The following is a 16,236-nucleotide window of genomic DNA, read 5'->3' as shown; positions in this document are numbered from 1 at the left end:
GCGAGGCAGAGGCGAGCGTCGATGGCATTTCTTTTCAATTCTGATGCCACCAGAGGGGCGGTCTTCCGGGAGGCGTTTGCGCGCGAGCTCCATGATCTGGAATTCTACCATTGCAGTGAATCCATCGCTCCCGAGAAGGTACGTTACCTGCTGACCTGGAACGTGCCAGACGATGTCTCACGCTTTCGCAATCTGGAAGTGCTCTTTTCAATTGGCGCCGGGGTCGACCAGTTCAAGTCGGAAACCATACCTGACCACGTAAAGCTCGTGCGTATGGTCGAGGATGGCATCATACGCATGATGCAGGAATACGTCGTCCTCGGGGTGCTGACGCTGCATCGCGAGATGCTGGCCTATCGGGAGCAGCAGAGAAGGGGCGTTTGGCAAGCGCTGGCAACGTCCCAGGCGACTGATCGACGTGTTGGCTTCCTCGGTCTTGGCATGCTGGCACAAGCTGCGATCGACCGCTTGAAACCGTTTCGATTTCCCCTTGCCGCGTGGAGCCGCAGCAAGAAGGTGATCGAGGGTGTCACCTGCTTCCATGGCGCAGATCAGCTTGGCGACTTCCTGCGAGGAACGGATGTCCTCGTCTGTCTTCTTCCGCTGACAGAGCAAACAAGCGGCATCCTGAACGAAAGGCTCTTCTCGCTTTTACCAGCAGGAGCGAGGCTCGTGCACGTCGGCCGCGGCCCGCAGCTTGACCAGGGCGCGCTCATCGAGGCGCTGGACAGCGGGCACCTGGCAGCCGCCATGCTTGACGTCACCGATCCCGAGCCGCTGCCGGAAAGCCATCCACTCTGGTCCCATCCGAAGGTGATCATCACGCCGCATATCGCGTCCGTGACACAACCGCATACGGCAGCGCAATCGGTCATAGAGAACATCCGGCGGCACCGCGCTGGACGAAATCCGGTCGGCCTTGTCGATCGAACACTCGGCTACTAACAGGAAAAACGCCATGTCACTTCTTGTCACCATCGACACCAATCCGGACTTCGCACCGAAGAACGCCTTGCCTGCTCCGGAACGGCTCATCTCCGGCAATCCATCATTCAAGACCTGGGCACAGGACGCCTCGAAAGGCGAGAAAGTGCTGACCGGCGTCTGGGAAGCGACGCCCGGCGAGACCCATTCCATCAAGGGCAGCACCTTCGAGTTCTGCCACATTCTTTCGGGCCTCATCGAAATCGAGGAAAAGGGAGGTGAGACCCGGAGGTACCGCGCCGGCGACAGCTTTGTCATGAAACCTGGCTTCGTCGGGGTCTGGCGGACGATCGAGACCGTGCGAAAGATCTACGTCTGCCATTATGACTGAGACGATGCTGAGGGCAGCACGATCAAGCGGTCCTCAGAATATTCGACTTTTGAAGCCGTGTCTGAAGGAATTCGACGCGGCCAGGCACTTCATTCTCAATGAAAAATGCGGCTTGCAGTCCTGTACTGCTCGCATGAGACGGCTTCGTCTCGCCACTCGCAAATCCAGACAGTGATGGCGGGTCGGGCCCGGAGGCAAGGAGCAAGCCCATGATTGCATTGAAGGACAAGGATCTGTTTCGCCAGCAAGCGCTGATCGGTGGCACGTGGCGGGATGCGAGCACCAACGCCACCGTTGATGTCATTGATCCTGCCAGCCAGAAAGTGCTTGGCACCATCCCCGATATGGGCCGAGATGAGACCAGGGCAGCGATCGACGCAGCGGCCGCGGCGTTCAAGCATTGGAAGACCAAGGCTCATGCGGAGCGTGCTGCGCTGCTGGAGCGTTGGCATGAGCTCATGCGACACCATGAGCAGGATTTGGCTCTTCTGCTCACGCTGGAACAGGGCAAGCCGCTTGCCGAATCGCTCGGAGAGATTCGTTACGGGACATCCTTCGTCAAATGGTTTGCGGAAGAGGCCCGCCGCATCAACGGATCGACAATCCCGGCGCCCACCGTTGATCGCCGCATTCTGGTGCTGAAAGAACCAGTCGGCGTCTGCGGGATCATCACGCCCTGGAATTTCCCCAACGCGATGATAACGCGCAAGGTGGCACCAGCCCTCGCCGCAGGCTGCACAGTCGTGATCAAGCCATCTGAGTTTACGCCTTTTTCAGCTCTCGCCATCGCTGTTCTGGCTGAGCGGGCCGGAATCCCGGCGGGCGTGATCAACATCGTGACGGGCATGCCGGCGGAAATTGGCGCGGAGCTGATGGCCAATGAAACCGTGCGCAAAATCTCCTTTACCGGATCGACCCGCGTCGGCGCTTTGTTGATGAAAGGTGCTGCTGACAACATCAAGAGGCTGAGCCTCGAGCTCGGTGGCAACGCGCCGTTCATCGTCTTTGACGATGCCGATATCGACCGAGCGGTCGAGGGGGCGATTGCGTCAAAATTCCGCAATGGCGGGCAGACGTGCGTCTGCTGCAATCGCATTCTCGTTCAATCCGGCATTTACGACGCCTTCGCCCAGAAGCTTGCCAGCCAGGTCGCAAAAATGAAGGTCGGTCCCGGCACGGAAGACGACGTTGCGATTGGGCCCATGATCAATGGCGCGGCGATCGAGAAGATCAAGCGGCACGTCACCGACGCCCTGAATAAGGGTGCAAAGATCATCTCGGAGAGTGAGGCGGTGCCGGAAGGGCGGCAATATGCCCGCCCTGTCGTGCTCGGCGACGCGACGACCGAGATGCTCCTGGCTTCAGAAGAAACCTTCGGTCCGGTCGCACCGCTTTTCCGTTTCGAGACCGAGGATGAGGCGATTGCGATCGCAAACGGCACGCCTTTCGGCCTTGCCGCCTATTTCTACACTGAAAACCTCAAGCGCTCCTGGCGTGTTGCCGAGGCGCTGGAATTCGGCATGGTCGGCTTGAATACCGGCCTGATTTCGACCGAGGTTGCGCCGTTCGGTGGAGTAAAGCAGTCAGGCCTCGGACGCGAGGGATCTCAGCTCGGGATAGAAGAATATCTCGAGACCAAGGCGCTTCACGTCGGCGGGTTGGCGTGAGCGGTCCTTTGGACGAGTAGCTGAAGCACGGAAAAAGGGGGCGGTTGAACCGCCCCCTTTTTCACAACGCAAGGACACGCATTCACGCGCTCTTGCGCAGGGGCTCCAGGCCGACTGCTGCGGCGAGCCCGTCGATGCCAGCGACCTCGGCGTATTCATAGAAAGGGTTCGCGGGCTCGTGACCGCGGTTCACCCAGACCTTGCTCTTGATGCCGAGGTCGTAGGCGGTCATCAGGTCGTAGCGGAAGGAAGAGGAGACGTGGGTGATATCCTCCGGGCCGCAGCCCAGCTTGTCCAGCATATACTCGAAGCCCTTCATATGCGGCTTGTAGGCGCCGGTCTCCTCCGCCGTGATGACCATGTGGAAGGGAGCGCCAAGCTTCTCAACGTTCGACATTATGAGGTTCTTCATGGAGTTCGACAGGATGACCAGCGGAATCTCCCTGGCAACTTTGGCCAGACCCGCCGGGACGTCGGCATGTGGGCCCCATGTGTGGATCTCTCCATTGATGCGCTGGGCATGCTCCGGCCGAAATGTGATACCGTTGCGCTTGCACGCGCGCTCCAGCGCATTATGCACGACCTCGAAGTACGGCTTCCACGCGCCGAGAACCTCATCCAGGCGATAGGCTGAAAAGTCCTTGATGAGCCTTGCCATGGCCGTCGAGGAGAGCTCGGAGCCATAGACTCTCCTTGCCGCGCCGGCCATGTCGAAATTGGTCAGCGTGCCGTAACAGTCGAAGGTGATGTATTTGGGTCTAAACGTTGCCATGGCTCGATCCTTTTCGGTCCTCACGCACCGCGTTCCGGTACGATAGAGATCCTAGCGGGCAGACGACCGGATAATGCACCGCTGTCGCGGCGGCCGGGAGCAGATTGTATCGTATCGGATCGGAGCTGTGGCAGAGAGTTGCGCGAAAAGGCGCCTCCGGGCTGAGCGCCAGTGCCGGGCATAGGCCGATGCCGGCATAAGATGCGGCGCCGATCGGCAATGAAAGTCAAAATGCCCTTCGTCGCTGTCCTGACTGGGGGCAACTGCTGTCTTGGGTATCGTACGTTGAGTCAGAAGACATCGGGGTGGCCGCACAAACGTTGCGGTTGATCTGGAGGACGACATGTTCAGCAACTCGCTGATTGAACTCGATCGCGCGCATCTGATTCACCCGGTCTCATCCTATCGCAGCCACGAGGCGACAGGCGTCCGCGTGCTGAAATCAGCGAGGGGCGCGACGCTGACCGACGCCACGGGACGTCAATTGCTCGACGGTTTTGCGGGTCTGTGGTGTGTCAATGTCGGCTACGGGCAGGACAGCATCGTCGAGGCGGCCACGAGACAGTTGCGCGAGCTGCCTTATGCGACGGGCTATTTCGGGCTGGGCTCCGACCCGGCGATCCGGCTGGCTGCCAGGCTGGCCGAATTGGCGCCTGGTGATCTGAACCATGTCTACTTCACGTTAGGTGGCTCAGACGCCGTCGACAGCACGATCCGGTTCATCCGGTACTACTATCATGCCAAGGGGACGCCACAGAAGGACCAGTTCATTTCCGTCGAATCTGGCTACCATGGATCGTCGACGGCAGGCGCTGGCCTGACTGCGCTGCCCGCCTTTCATGCGGGCTTTGGAGTGCCCTACAGCTGGCAGCACAAGATTCCATCCCACTATGCCTATCGTAATCCTGTTGGCTCCCACCCGCAGGCGATCATTGCTGCCTCGGTCGCAGCCTTGCGGGCGAAGATCGCCGAACTGGGCGCAGATCGCGTTGCTGCCTTCTATGTCGAGCCGATACAGGGCTCGGGAGGTGTCCTCGTCCCCCCGCCGTCCTGGCTGAAGGCCATGCACGCTGTTTGCAAGGAGCAGGATGTCTTGTTCATTGCCGATGAGGTCATCACCGGCTTTGGCCGTGTCGGTCCGCTCTTCGCCTGTGAAGAGGACGACGTCGTGCCGGATCTCATGACCGCGGCAAAGGGACTGACTTCCGGCTATGTGCCGATGGGCGCCGTTCTCATGTCCGACCGGGTCTACAATACGATCGCGGATGGCGCCGGCAAGGCGGCGGTCGGCCACGGCTACACCTACTCCGCGCATCCCGTCAGCGCCGCGGTCGGGCTCGCGTGCCTGGACCTTTACGAAAACGGCCTGCTGGAAAACGGCCGGAAGGCCGGGCACCGCCTGATGCAAGGCCTTCGCACACTGGTCGATCATCCGCTTGTCGGTGATGTCCGCGGTCGCGGTATGCTGGCGGCAATCGAGCTCGTCACCGACAAGCAACGCAAGACGCCCTTGCCGGCGGAAGCCGACCCGGCGCGCCGTATTTTCGACCGCGCATGGGACAACGGCCTCGTCATCCGCGCCTTTGCCCAGGGCGTGCTGGGCTACGCGCCGCCGCTCTGCTGCACGGATGCGGACATCGACGGCATCATCGAACGGACAAGGACCACGCTGGACCAGACGCTGGAAGACAGGGACGTCCGCGCAGCGATGAGAGGATAATCGCTGCGCCAGTTCTTCAGCCGTTGAATATGCTTTCGAGAGGCAGATGGGATTTCACGATCGGGGACTTCAGCACGACGAAACTGAAATACTTGTCGATGCCGATATCCATCTCGACCAGTCGTTCCATGACCGCTTGGTATTCGCTGATCCCCGCGGTGATGAATTTCACGAGATAGTCGTATCCGCCCGAAACGAGATGGCATTCAACGACAGCATCGATCTTTTCGATGGTCGTGAGAAAGCGGGCGAAATCGATCTGCCGGTGGTTCTTCAGGGTGATTTCAGCGAAGACGGTTAGAGTTTGTCCGAGCTTGGCAACATCGATCTGGGCGGAATAGCCGGTGATGAAGCCCTCCGTCTGGAGCCTCTTGACCCGCATCAGGCACGGGCTTGGGGAAAGGTTGATCAGCTCGGCGAGCTCGACGTTGGAAATCCGCCCGTTCTTCTGCAGTTCGCATAAAATCCTGATGTCGATCTTATCGAGCTTCATAGCGATGCCATGCGATGGGGGCGACAAAGGCGTCTAGGCTTTGAGGCTTCTGCGTCATATGCGTTGTCATAGCATCAACCAGCACCTTTTCCCACCGGACGGCGGAAACTGCCTTTAGAACTCGCTGACCTTGCCCCAGGCGCTCATTTTCAGCCGCTCCGGCCTGTAGGGGCGCGGGTCGACGATCGGTGGACTGCCCGTAATGATGTCAGCGATCATATGCCCTGCGCCGGGGCCAATTCCAAAACCGTGGCCGCTGAACCCCGCCGCAAGGATGAAACCTGGAATCGTTTCAACTTCACCGATTGCGGGAATGCCGTCCGGCGTGCTGTCGATGTAGCCGGCCCAGACGTTTGAGATGGCGAGAGACCGAATTTCGGGCAGCAGCTTGCAAGCCCGTCGATGTGTCAGTCGGATTTGCCTCATATCGGGACGAGGATCAAGGGTCCGGTTCAGCTCCATCGGGGTCACTGCGTCGAGTGACCATTTGGCTAGGGATTCATGACCCTGCCTCAAGCCCTCGAATGCGCCAGGGCTAAGACTTCGCCACCGGCGAGCAAACATGGGCAGGAATTCGCGGCCAAACCTGAACTGCTGCGGCGTGGGATCGACACGCGCGCGCCCGCTTATGGCGAGCGTGTATCCGCCGTTGCCGCGCCGCGTCAGCGACATCAGCCCGGCGTACAGGGCATCAGGCACGCCTGCTGCGCCCGGAGCCAAGGCGAGAATGGAAGAGCGCACGGATGCCTGTGGGAAGCGGATTCCAAGCTGGTTGCAGAATGAGGATGCCCACGCGCCTCCTGCCATGACCACCGTCTTCGTCCGGATCGTGCCGGCTTCGGTAACCACCCCGCTGACCCGGCCGCCAGTGAGCTCTACGCCACGCGCCGCGCAAAGCTGATGCACCGTGCCACCCGCTGCCATGATCGCGCGCGCAGCGACGGGCACGGCCTTTGAGGTATCTGCCGTCCCATCAGTTGGCGAGAAGACGCCGCCTTTCCACTTGCGGCCCGTCGCCTTGCCTCGCTCGTTCGCTTCTTCGGCACTCAGCATGTGCGTCGTGACGCCGACGGTCCTGGCAAAGTCTCGCCACTTTGCCCAGCCAGCCAGCTCATTTTCGTCGTTCGACAAATACAACAGGCCACAGCGGCGAAAACCCGTATCTTCACGGGTCTCTCCGGCAACCCTCTCCCAGAGATCCAGGCTCTTGGTCGCAAGCGGCAACTCGCGTGCATCGCGGTTCTGCTGGCGGCACCATCCCCAGTTGCGGCTGGACTGCTCGGCGGCGATGCGACCCTTTTCAAGCAAGGCGACTTTGAGGCCTCGACGCGCCAGGTAATAGCTCGTGAACACGCCGACCACCCCTCCGCCGATGACGACGACGTCTGCCTCTCGAGGCAGGGAAGGGCTGGATTCGATGTGCATGAGCGGCGGGTTCATGGGTCTGGGACTCCGATGCTTGCCGTATCGTATCCGAGCAGTTGCGGCAGGCGCGCATCGGACTTTCGTGGTTGGGCGGAATTTCCTGCGGTTTACGGCTTGTGGTGCAGGCAGTTATTGCAAAGATATTTCGATTGTACGCCATCTCATAGACCGGAAGACTGACGGGTGCTCTTTGCAATTGGAGCTGCCTTTTCGTACCTGCAGGCAAACCTCGGCCGAACCTGCGCGCATGCGGCCGCAGACCGAAATGCCAAATCGGGCTTCGTTTTTGGAACTTCATGCTGCCTATCCGTCGCTTTTCGGCGACTCCGGGATGATTGAAGCAGTCAGAGTTGTGAATACCGGATCAATGTCGATCAACGGCCAGAAATTCAAAAGGTGACGCGCGATGGGCCTTGTCAGGGAGGAGACCTTTGCCGAAGCGATCGAGCTGGGCGCCTATGGCAGCCTCTCGGACCTCGGTTCATTGTTCGAGCGCTCCATTCGACTGATCGCCCGCGCTCAGCGACGCCTTTGGCTGTAGAGCAGCCACCTCTGAATCATGTCGTATCCACCGCGCGGAGAATGGCAGAATGAGCGACGAGTTGTTGACCTGTCCGAGCGTAGCGGCGGTAAAAGAGGCCGAAGGGCCGATCCGCAACGGGATCATGGGACGCGCTTGAAAGGGGAGAATGTTCAGATGACCTCTGCCCCGCAACCTTTGGCCTCGCAAGATGTGGCACTCGCGGTCCGTGACCTGACCGTGAGCTTGCCGGCGGGCATGGAGCGGGCGCACGCGGTCGAGAACGTCTCCTTTGAACTGAAGCGCGGACAGATTCTCTGCATCATAGGAGAATCCGGTTCTGGCAAATCTGTCACGGCCAATGCGATCATGGGGCTCTTGCCCAAGTCGATCCGCGTGTCTTCGGGAGAAATCCGTCTGGAAGGCATGGACCTCGTCGGCCTCTCGCCGGAGAGTCTGCGCGACCTCCGTGGCCGTGTCGTCTCGATGATCTTCCAAGACCCGCTGTCCGCGCTCAATCCGCTGATGACAGTGGGCGCGCAGATCGAGGAAGTGATGGCGGCGCACGGTGAGGGAACGCCGAAATCTCGCCGTAGCCGCGCCATAGAATTGCTGACGGAGGTGGGCCTGCCGGATCCGCCGCTGATGTATCATCAGTATCCGTTCCGGCTCTCGGGCGGGCAGCGACAGCGGGTGATGATCGCCATGGCTCTGGTTCTCGAGCCTGCGATCCTGATAGCGGACGAGCCGACCACCGCACTCGACGTGACGACACAAGCGCAGATTCTGCAACTGATCCGCGACATTCAACGCCGCAAGGGAATGAGCGTGATGTTCATTACCCATGACTTCGGAGTTGTGGCTGAGATTGCCGATTCCGTTGTGGTGATGGAGAAGGGTCACTGCGTGGAGCAGGGGAGCGCCGAGCAGGTGCTGGAGTCCCCGAGCCATCTCTACACGCGCCGTCTGATCGCGGCCGTGCCGCATCTGACGGGAAAGGACCGCGTCCCGGCGCAAGCTGCGGCCTCGTCTTCCATCCTGAAGGTCGAATGTCTGGTCAAGACCTACCGCAGCGGCAGTGCGCTGTTCGGCAAGCAGCGGATCGTGCCCGCGGTTAACGGCGTGTCGTTCGACCTTTCGCCGGGACGTACCCTGGGCGTGGTTGGAGAAAGCGGCTCCGGCAAATCCTCGCTCGGGCGATTGTTGATCAAGCTCCTCGACAGCGACAGCGGCTCTATCCTGTTCGAGGGAGGCGACGTTGCCCGGCTATCCGAAGCCGAGTTTCGGCCGCTTCGGCCAAAGATCCAGATGATTTTCCAGGATCCATTTGCCTCGCTCAATCCGCGATCAACGGTCGGGCAAATACTGACGGTTGGTCCGATCGCGCATGGACTTCCACACAAGGACGCATGTGAGCAGGCACGAGAGCTCCTGGCCCATGTCGGCCTGGATGCGGGAACCTTCGATCGTTATCCCCACGAGTTCTCGGGTGGTCAACGTCAGCGCATTGGAATCGCTCGGGCGCTGATGTTCAAGCCGAAGCTGCTGATCGCTGACGAGGCCGTTTCAGCGCTCGACGTATCGATCCAGGCGCAGATTTTGAAGCTGTTGGACCAGATTCAGCGAGAGACCGGCGTATCGATGATTTTCATCACGCACGATCTGCGCGTGGCCAGCCAGATCTGCGATGAAATTGCGGTCATGCATCGAGGGCAGATCGTCGAGCACGGGCCGCCATCGCAGATCTTCCTGAACCCGACATCCGCCTACACACGGGAATTGGTCGCTGCCATCCCCGGCGAGCAGCAAAGCAACGCCCGCGCCATTGGAAGCCAATCGACATCGGCCGGACATAGCCACAAATGAGGAGGGGTCATGACTGAAGCAAAGACTGCATCGATCTATTCGCGACGTAGCGCACTCCAGTTGATGATCGCCGGGGCGGCTGGCCTCGCCGGATCAAATTTGCTGGGCCAACCTGCCCTCGCGCGCACCTCTCCAGCGAAACCAACCGGCCGCGTGATCGTCGGGCTCGGACAAGAGCCGACCGTCTTCAATCCGCTGATGGTCCACATCGAAGTCGATGATGGCGTGCACTTCTCGGTCTTCGATGCGCTCTTCCGCATCGATCCTCAAGGCGTCATTCAGCCCAACCTTGCGGTGGAAGTGCCAGACCAGAAGAATGGCGGAATTTCGGAGGACGGCCTCAAGTGGCGCATCCGCCTGCGTGACGACGTTCGCTGGCACGACGGCACGCCTTTCAGCGCCGAGGACGTGAAGTTCACGCTCGAACTGATCGCGAATCCAAATTTCCGGAGTTGGCGCACGGCCGGACATGCTCTCGTGCGCGATATCACCGTGATCTCACCGACGGAGATCTCATGGCGAATGGAAGAGCCCTTTGCGCCCTATTTGTCCTTCCTGACCGAAACTTTCATCGTGCCCAAGCACATTCTCGAAAAAGAGGCCAATCCGAACAACGCGGCCTTCAACCAAGCGCCGGTCGGCACCGGTCCGTTCAAATGGGGCCAGCGGGTCGCCGGCGATCATCTCGAGCTTGTGGCTAACCCCGACTATTTCGGTGAAGGTCCTCACATCGAGAGGCTGGTCTTCAAATACATTCCCGATCTCACCGTCCTCTACACCCAATTCAAGAGCGGCGACGTTGATCTGGTGGGTCAGCCCTACATCACCCCTGACCACTACGGGGAAGCCAAGACGCTGCCGAACCGCGTCGTGACCCTCGTCCCAAGGACCTCATTCGAATCCTTCTACCTGAACCTCGAGCGGCCGCAGTTCAAGGAGCTTGCCGTTCGCGAGGCGCTCTACGCCGCGATCGATAAGGAGGCGATCATTCAGGGGCTCTATTATGGAGTGCCGACGCCGACAGAGACTTTCATGCCGCGGCAGTCCTTCTTCTTCAACGCCAATCTGCCCCTGCACCAATTTGACGTGAATCGCGCGGGCAAGCTCCTCGATCAGGCCGGCTGGGCAAAGGGCGCGGACGGCATTCGTGCCAAGAACGGCGTTCGCCTGTCCTTTACCAATTCGACCACGTCCGGCGATCCCCTGCGCGAACAGGTGCAGCAGTTCCTGCAGCAGAGCTTTGCGCAGCTCGGCGTCGAGATGAAGATATCGAACCTGCCCGCTGCCGTGATGTGGGGCGAGTTCTGGACGCAATCGCAATTCGATTCCGTGATCGTCGGCAGCTCGTATCTGATCGGCGCCGACCCGGACGTCACCAATCGCCTGCACTCGCGTTCGATCGCAGTGAAAGGCGGTCGCGGCTCGAACAATGCACAGTATACAAATCCGGAAGTCGATGCCCTGCTCGACAAGGGCGCGCGCACTTTCGATCCTGAAGCCCGGCGCGCGATCTACTCTCGCGTCCAGGAAGTCGTCCGTCGCGACCTACCCTTCCTTCCATTGTACCAGAGCAATGCGGTCGAGGGCCTCAAGAAGGGGATCAACGGTTTCGTGCCGAACGGCAATACGCGCACGGAATCCTGGAACGCGCTGGCCTGGTATTGGGCGAGCTGATGTGCTGCCGGCCGAGGCCGCTGTGGCCGAGGTCGGCGCTAGAGTGACGCTGCAACGCCAACATGGTGCCTCGAATGTCCGGGTTCCTGCTCAATCGTCTCTCGCAGACCATCGTGCTGCTGGTGATCGTCTCGATCATCGGCTTCACGGTTCTCAACCTCATGCCGGGCGGTCCTCTCGCGCAGTTCGGACTCGATCCGGGCATGACCCAGAAGGATGTGGAGCGACTGGCAACGCAGCTTGGGTTGAACCGGCCGCTATGGATACAGTATCTCGATTGGGCCTGGCGGCTGCTCCAGGGCGATTGGGGACACTCGTTCCGCGATGGCTCTTCGGTACTGGCGGTGATTGGTCGACACTTGCTGGCGACGCTCCTGCTTATGGGTACGTCCACCGCATTTGCGATCGCGGTCGGCGCCTGGATCGGAATCCGCGGCGCCACCCACCGCTATTCCCTGTTTGATTACTGCGCGACCGTCGGCGCCATGGTCGCCCTGTCGGTCCCGACTTTCTGGTTCGGCCTCATCGGCATCTACATCTTCACCCTGAAGCTCGGGTGGGTTCCTGCAGGTAACATGTACACGATCGGCGACGGTTCGGTGCTGGACTATCTGCATCACCTGATTTTGCCGAGCTTGGTGCTGTCGCTTGTTCACGTCGCGATCTGGAGCCGCTACATGCGCACGGCGACACTCGATGCATTGAGTCAGGATTTCGTCAAGACGGCGCGCGCCAAGGGTGTCAGCGAACGCCGCATCCTGCTGAAGCATGTCGTCGGCAATGCATTGCTGCCGATGATCACGCTCGCAGGGATGCAGCTGCCCAGCATTCTGACCGGCGCATTGGTCACAGAGACGGTGTTTACCTGGCCCGGAATGGGTCGGCTGTTTCTCGACAGTCTCGGTTACAGCGACTATCCCGTCGTGATGGGGCTGCTGATATTCTCAGCCATCCTGGTCGTGTTGGGCAATCTGATCGCAGACATCGTCATCGCCACCGTCGACCCGCGCATTCGCCTGGGCTGAGCCCGCGGACTCGTGCCTGATAACAGGAAGCAGCAGAAATGACCGTCATCGCCGCGCACGCTACTCCGACTCGCTGGTGGCACAGTCGTGCGGCATACCGCTTCATGCGCCATCATCTGGCGCTCGCTGGGATCGCGATGATCAGCCTGCTCGCGCTGGCGTGCGTCATAGGCCCCTATGCCTTGCCGTACGACTCGCTCCATATTGATCTGCGCGCCCGCTTTGCTCCACCTCTCAGCGGTCAGCACTACTTCGGCACCGACCCCTTGGGACGTGACTTGGCCGCACGGCTCTTGATGGCCGGGCGCATCTCGCTGCTGGTGGGATTCTCCGCGATGTTGCTGTCAACGCTGATCGGCACCCTGGTCGGCGTCACAGCGGGCTATCGCGGCGGCTGGGTCGGGGCGGCGCTGATGCGCACCGTGGACGGCTTCCTGTCCTATCCCTCGATCTTCCTCGTCCTGGCGCTGGCCGCGACGCTGCGGCCGAGTCCCGTCATGATCACCGTCATCATTGCCGTCACGAGCTGGATGGAGACTGCCAGGATTGTCGAGGCCGAAGTCCGCTCGCTGCGCGAGCGCGAATTTGTCCAGGCTGCACGCATGGTAGGACTTAGCAGGCGGCACATCATGTTCCGCGAGATCTTGCCCAATGCAATGGGTCCAATCATCGTCGCCGCAAGCCTGGCGGTCGCCCGCGCGATCCTTCTGGAAGCCTATATCAGCTTCCTCGGCTACGGCATCCAGCCGCCACTGCCGAGCTGGGGCAACATGCTCAACGGCGCTCAGCAATATCTGGCGAGCGCTCCATGGCTCGCCATCATTCCCGGTGCCGCAATCACAATTGCGGTGACGAGCTTCAACTTCATCGGCGACGGGCTGCGAGATGCCCTCGACGTTCGAGACGACCACATTTGATACGTCGGGCCGAGCCGCGGCTGAACATACGAGAAGCAAACGCCATGCACGCGCCGAGAGTTGACGAGAAGGCGACGCCCTACTGGTGGGAAGCCTCACCGCTCAAGCCGCTGCCTCAACAGCCACTGCCCAAGAAGCTCGACGTGCTGATCGTCGGCGCCGGCTATGCCGGACTCTCAGCCGGTCTGGTGCTAGCGCGCGAAGGACGCTCCGTTGCGGCGTTCGATGCCATGGATCCGGGGGAGGGAGCTTCTACGCGCAACGGCGGGATCACCAGCGGGACCATTCGGCCGGATTTCGCGACGCTCATGCGGCGGTTCGGGGAAGAGAGGGTGCTGGCGATCGAGGCCGAAGGCAAGAGCGCACGCGAATTCCTGTACGACTTCATCAAGACGGAAGGGCTTGCTTGCGACTTCCAGCCGGTGGGACAGTTCAAAGGCGCATTCGGCTATGAACAATACGAATCCATGGCGCGGACTGCGGAGAGGTTCGCGAAGCGGCTGGGGATCGAGGCTTACGCTGTTCCCTATGCCGAGCAGCGAAAGTACATCGGGACCGATGTCTATCGTGGCGGCACGATTCGGATGGACATCGGCGGGCTGCACCCGGCGAAGTTTCACGCTGAACTACTACGCGTGGCGCTTGCATCGGGATTGACTGTCCACGGACGAACATCGGTCATTTCGATCGAGAGGGATGGCTCAGGATTCCGCGTCGTCACTTCGGCCGGTCCGGTGCAGGCACGTCAGGTCCTGGTCTGCACGAACAGTTACACCGATGGTGCCGTGCCCTTCCTGCGTCGCAGGTTGGTGCCGGTCCGCAGCCGGATCATTGCAACAGAGCAACTCGCGCCAGACGTCATGACGCGGCTGATGCCGAAACGAATGATGATCACCGAGAATCGGGAGGTCGGCTTCTATTACCGACCCTCACCCGACGGGAAATGCATTCTGCTCGGCGGCCGCGACAGCTCCCGCGTCGGCGATCCAACCGCTCCGAAGCTGCTTCTTCGCAAGGGCCTGGTCAATCTGTTTCCGGAGCTGGAGAGCGTTCGCCTCTCGCACAGCTGGTTCGGCAACGTGGCGATGAACCGCGACATGATTCCCCGCATCTTCGAGAAGGATGGCATCGTCTACGCCACCGGCTTTTGCGGCTCGGGCGTGGTCTGGGCGCCGTGGGTCGGTATGCATGCAGCCCACAAGCTCATGGGGCATGAGGCGCGGGCACGCACGGCCTTTGACTTCCGCCCTCCGGCCTTCATCCCGTTCTATCGAGGCAATCCCTGGTTCATGCCCGCCTTCATTCAGGGCTACCGGATGCGGGACCGGATCGCGCTGTGGCGCGCCAGCCGCTGAAGACCTGCAGCACAGCGCCCAACCTGCGGCACGGCCGCCTCTCGAAAGAAGTATATCGATGCACTACGTCTCCACGCGCGGCCATTCAGGAAGAGAGCAATTCTGCGAGACATTGCTTGAAGGCCTTGCCCCGGATGGCGGGCTGTACGTGCCCGAGACCTACCCTCGTGTGGACGACGCGACGCTGGATGCGTGGCGTGGCATGTCTTACCCCAGGCTGGCTTTTGAAGTGCTGTCGCTCTACGTCGGCGATATTCCGTCTGTCGACCTGAGGGCAATCTGTGACAAGACCTATACGCCTGAGATCTTCGGGAGCCCTGAAATCGCGCCGCTTCGAAAGCTGGAGGCGGGGCTCTATCTCCAGGGCTTGTCGAACGGTCCGACGCTGGCGTTCAAGGACATGGCCATGCAGTTGCTCGGCAATCTGCTCGAGTACGAACTGGCGCGCCGGCATGAGGAGTTGAACATTCTGGGCGCGACCAGTGGCGACACCGGCAGCGCTGCAGAATACGCCATGTGTGGCAAGAAGGGGGTGCGCGTCTTCATGCTGTCGCCCAGCGGGCGGATGAGCGCCTTTCAGCAAGCTCAGATGTTCAGCCTCCAGGACAACAACATTCATAACATCACCATCGATGGCGTGTTCGATGACTGCCAGGACATCGTCAAACGTGTATCCAGCGATCTGGAATTCAAGCAGCGATACAAGATCGGTGCGGTGAATTCGATCAATTGGGCGAGGCTGCTGGCGCAGGTCGTCTATTACTTTTATGGGTATCTAAAGGCGACCGAGCGGCGGTCGGCAGGTGCAAGCTTTACCGTGCCATCAGGAAACTTCGGGAACATCTGCGCCGGTCACGTCGCGCGGATGATGGGATTACCGATATCCCGCCTCGTCCTTGCGACCAACGAGAACGACGTGCTCGACGAGTTTTTCCGCACCGGCATCTATCGCGTGCGAAGCCGGACCCACACGCTTGAAACATCGAGCCCCTCCATGGACATTTCCAAGGCCTCCAATCTCGAGCGTTTCGTGTGCGACCTGCTCGGTCGCGACGCTGGTCGGACCAAATTACTGTTTGAGGATCAACTCAGGGAACGAGGGGCTTTCGATCTAAGCGGAGATCCCTGCTTCGCCGATGCGGCGGCACGTTTCGGCTTCCGCAGCGGCAGAAGCACCCATGCCGATCGGCTGGCGACGATCCGTGACACCTGGGAGCGCTATGACACCATGATCGACCCGCACACTGCCGATGGTGTGACGGTCGCGCATATGCACGGCTCCCCGGAGGAGCCGATGATCGTGCTCGAAACTGCACTGCCGATCAAATTCGCTGCGACGATCAGGGAAGCGTTGGGCCGCGAGCCGGATCGTCCAGCGCGTTTCGACGGCATCGAAGACTTGCCGAAACGGGTCAAGGCCCTTCCTGCGGATGCACAGGCGGTCAAGAACTACATCGCGCACATTGTGCAGGCCAGCTGAGCGGACG

Annotated in this window: 14 protein-coding genes; 11 read left to right on the top strand and 3 right to left on the bottom strand. The window is 60.6% G+C overall.

What is annotated here, in order from left to right; translation table 11 throughout:
• The first annotated feature begins 21 nt into the window (after nucleotides 1-21).
• The 3 genes from XI08_RS24430 to XI08_RS24420 all read left to right on the top strand — a co-directional run bounded on the left by XI08_RS24430 (nucleotide 22) and on the right by XI08_RS24420 (nucleotide 2,982).
• Nucleotides 22-945 (top strand): 2-hydroxyacid dehydrogenase, encoded by a 924-nt coding sequence (locus tag XI08_RS24430; RefSeq protein WP_271576298.1) that lies wholly within the window; start codon nucleotides 22-24, stop codon nucleotides 943-945.
• 13 nt (nucleotides 946-958) lie between these two features.
• Complete coding sequence (locus tag XI08_RS24425; protein WP_109142887.1) at nucleotides 959-1,315, top strand: cupin domain-containing protein; 357 nt, start codon at nucleotides 959-961, stop codon at nucleotides 1,313-1,315.
• Nucleotides 1,316-1,524: 209 nt separating this feature from the next.
• Nucleotides 1,525-2,982, top strand: coding sequence for an NAD-dependent succinate-semialdehyde dehydrogenase (locus XI08_RS24420; RefSeq protein ID WP_271576297.1), 1,458 nt, complete (start codon nucleotides 1,525-1,527; stop codon nucleotides 2,980-2,982).
• 82 nt (nucleotides 2,983-3,064) lie between these two features.
• On the opposite strand, the gene XI08_RS24415 is transcribed toward XI08_RS24420, so the two are convergent.
• Entirely contained in the window at nucleotides 3,065-3,754 is a 690-nt protein-coding gene (locus tag XI08_RS24415; protein WP_271576296.1) for a haloacid dehalogenase type II, read from the bottom strand.
• Nucleotides 3,755-4,097: 343 nt separating this feature from the next.
• On the opposite strand from XI08_RS24415, the gene XI08_RS24410 reads away from it, so the two are divergent.
• A complete protein-coding gene (locus XI08_RS24410) occupies nucleotides 4,098-5,474 on the top strand; it encodes an aspartate aminotransferase family protein (protein ID WP_271576295.1) in 1,377 nt (458 codons plus the stop codon).
• Nucleotides 5,475-5,490: 16 nt separating this feature from the next.
• Here XI08_RS24410 and XI08_RS24405 read toward each other — a convergent pair whose 3' ends face one another.
• Together XI08_RS24405 and XI08_RS24400 are read right to left on the bottom strand one after the other, a co-directional pair.
• Nucleotides 5,491-5,967 carry an Lrp/AsnC family transcriptional regulator gene (locus XI08_RS24405; RefSeq protein WP_212405374.1) on the bottom strand — a complete coding sequence of 159 codons (477 nt, stop codon included), beginning with the start codon at nucleotides 5,965-5,967 and terminating at the stop codon, nucleotides 5,491-5,493.
• 114 nt (nucleotides 5,968-6,081) lie between these two features.
• Entirely contained in the window at nucleotides 6,082-7,407 is a 1,326-nt protein-coding gene (locus XI08_RS24400; protein ID WP_271576294.1) for an NAD(P)/FAD-dependent oxidoreductase, read from the bottom strand.
• Between the two features lie 391 nt (nucleotides 7,408-7,798).
• On the opposite strand from XI08_RS24400, the gene XI08_RS24395 reads away from it, so the two are divergent.
• The 7 genes from XI08_RS24395 (at nucleotide 7,799) to thrC (ending at nucleotide 16,229) form a co-directional block, all read left to right on the top strand.
• On the top strand, nucleotides 7,799-7,933 hold the full coding sequence (locus XI08_RS24395) for a hypothetical protein (protein WP_271576293.1): 135 nt from the start codon (nucleotides 7,799-7,801) through the stop codon (nucleotides 7,931-7,933).
• 156 nt (nucleotides 7,934-8,089) lie between these two features.
• A complete protein-coding gene (locus XI08_RS24390; protein ID WP_271576292.1) occupies nucleotides 8,090-9,778 on the top strand; it encodes an ABC transporter ATP-binding protein in 1,689 nt (562 codons plus the stop codon).
• 9 nt (nucleotides 9,779-9,787) lie between these two features.
• Nucleotides 9,788-11,452: a peptide ABC transporter substrate-binding protein gene (locus XI08_RS24385; protein WP_271576291.1), complete on the top strand. Its 1,665-nt coding sequence runs from the start codon at nucleotides 9,788-9,790 to the stop codon at nucleotides 11,450-11,452.
• Nucleotides 11,453-11,526: 74 nt separating this feature from the next.
• A complete protein-coding gene (locus XI08_RS24380) occupies nucleotides 11,527-12,477 on the top strand; it encodes an ABC transporter permease (protein ID WP_271576290.1) in 951 nt (316 codons plus the stop codon).
• 38 nt (nucleotides 12,478-12,515) lie between these two features.
• On the top strand, nucleotides 12,516-13,394 hold the full coding sequence (locus tag XI08_RS24375; protein WP_271576289.1) for an ABC transporter permease: 879 nt from the start codon (nucleotides 12,516-12,518) through the stop codon (nucleotides 13,392-13,394).
• Between the two features lie 44 nt (nucleotides 13,395-13,438).
• On the top strand, nucleotides 13,439-14,749 hold the full coding sequence (locus XI08_RS24370) for an NAD(P)/FAD-dependent oxidoreductase (protein WP_271576348.1): 1,311 nt from the start codon (nucleotides 13,439-13,441) through the stop codon (nucleotides 14,747-14,749).
• 58 nt (nucleotides 14,750-14,807) lie between these two features.
• A complete protein-coding gene (gene thrC, locus XI08_RS24365; protein ID WP_271576288.1) occupies nucleotides 14,808-16,229 on the top strand; it encodes a threonine synthase in 1,422 nt (473 codons plus the stop codon).
• Nucleotides 16,230-16,236: the final 7 nt, after the last annotated feature.

Origin of the sequence: Bradyrhizobium sp. CCBAU 11361 (assembly GCF_028128935.1) — a bacterium.
In the GTDB taxonomy this organism is placed as follows: domain Bacteria; phylum Pseudomonadota; class Alphaproteobacteria; order Rhizobiales; family Xanthobacteraceae; genus Bradyrhizobium; species Bradyrhizobium niftali.
The sequence above is the reverse complement of the archived record's forward strand: the minus strand, read 5'-3'. Positions and strand labels throughout refer to the sequence as shown.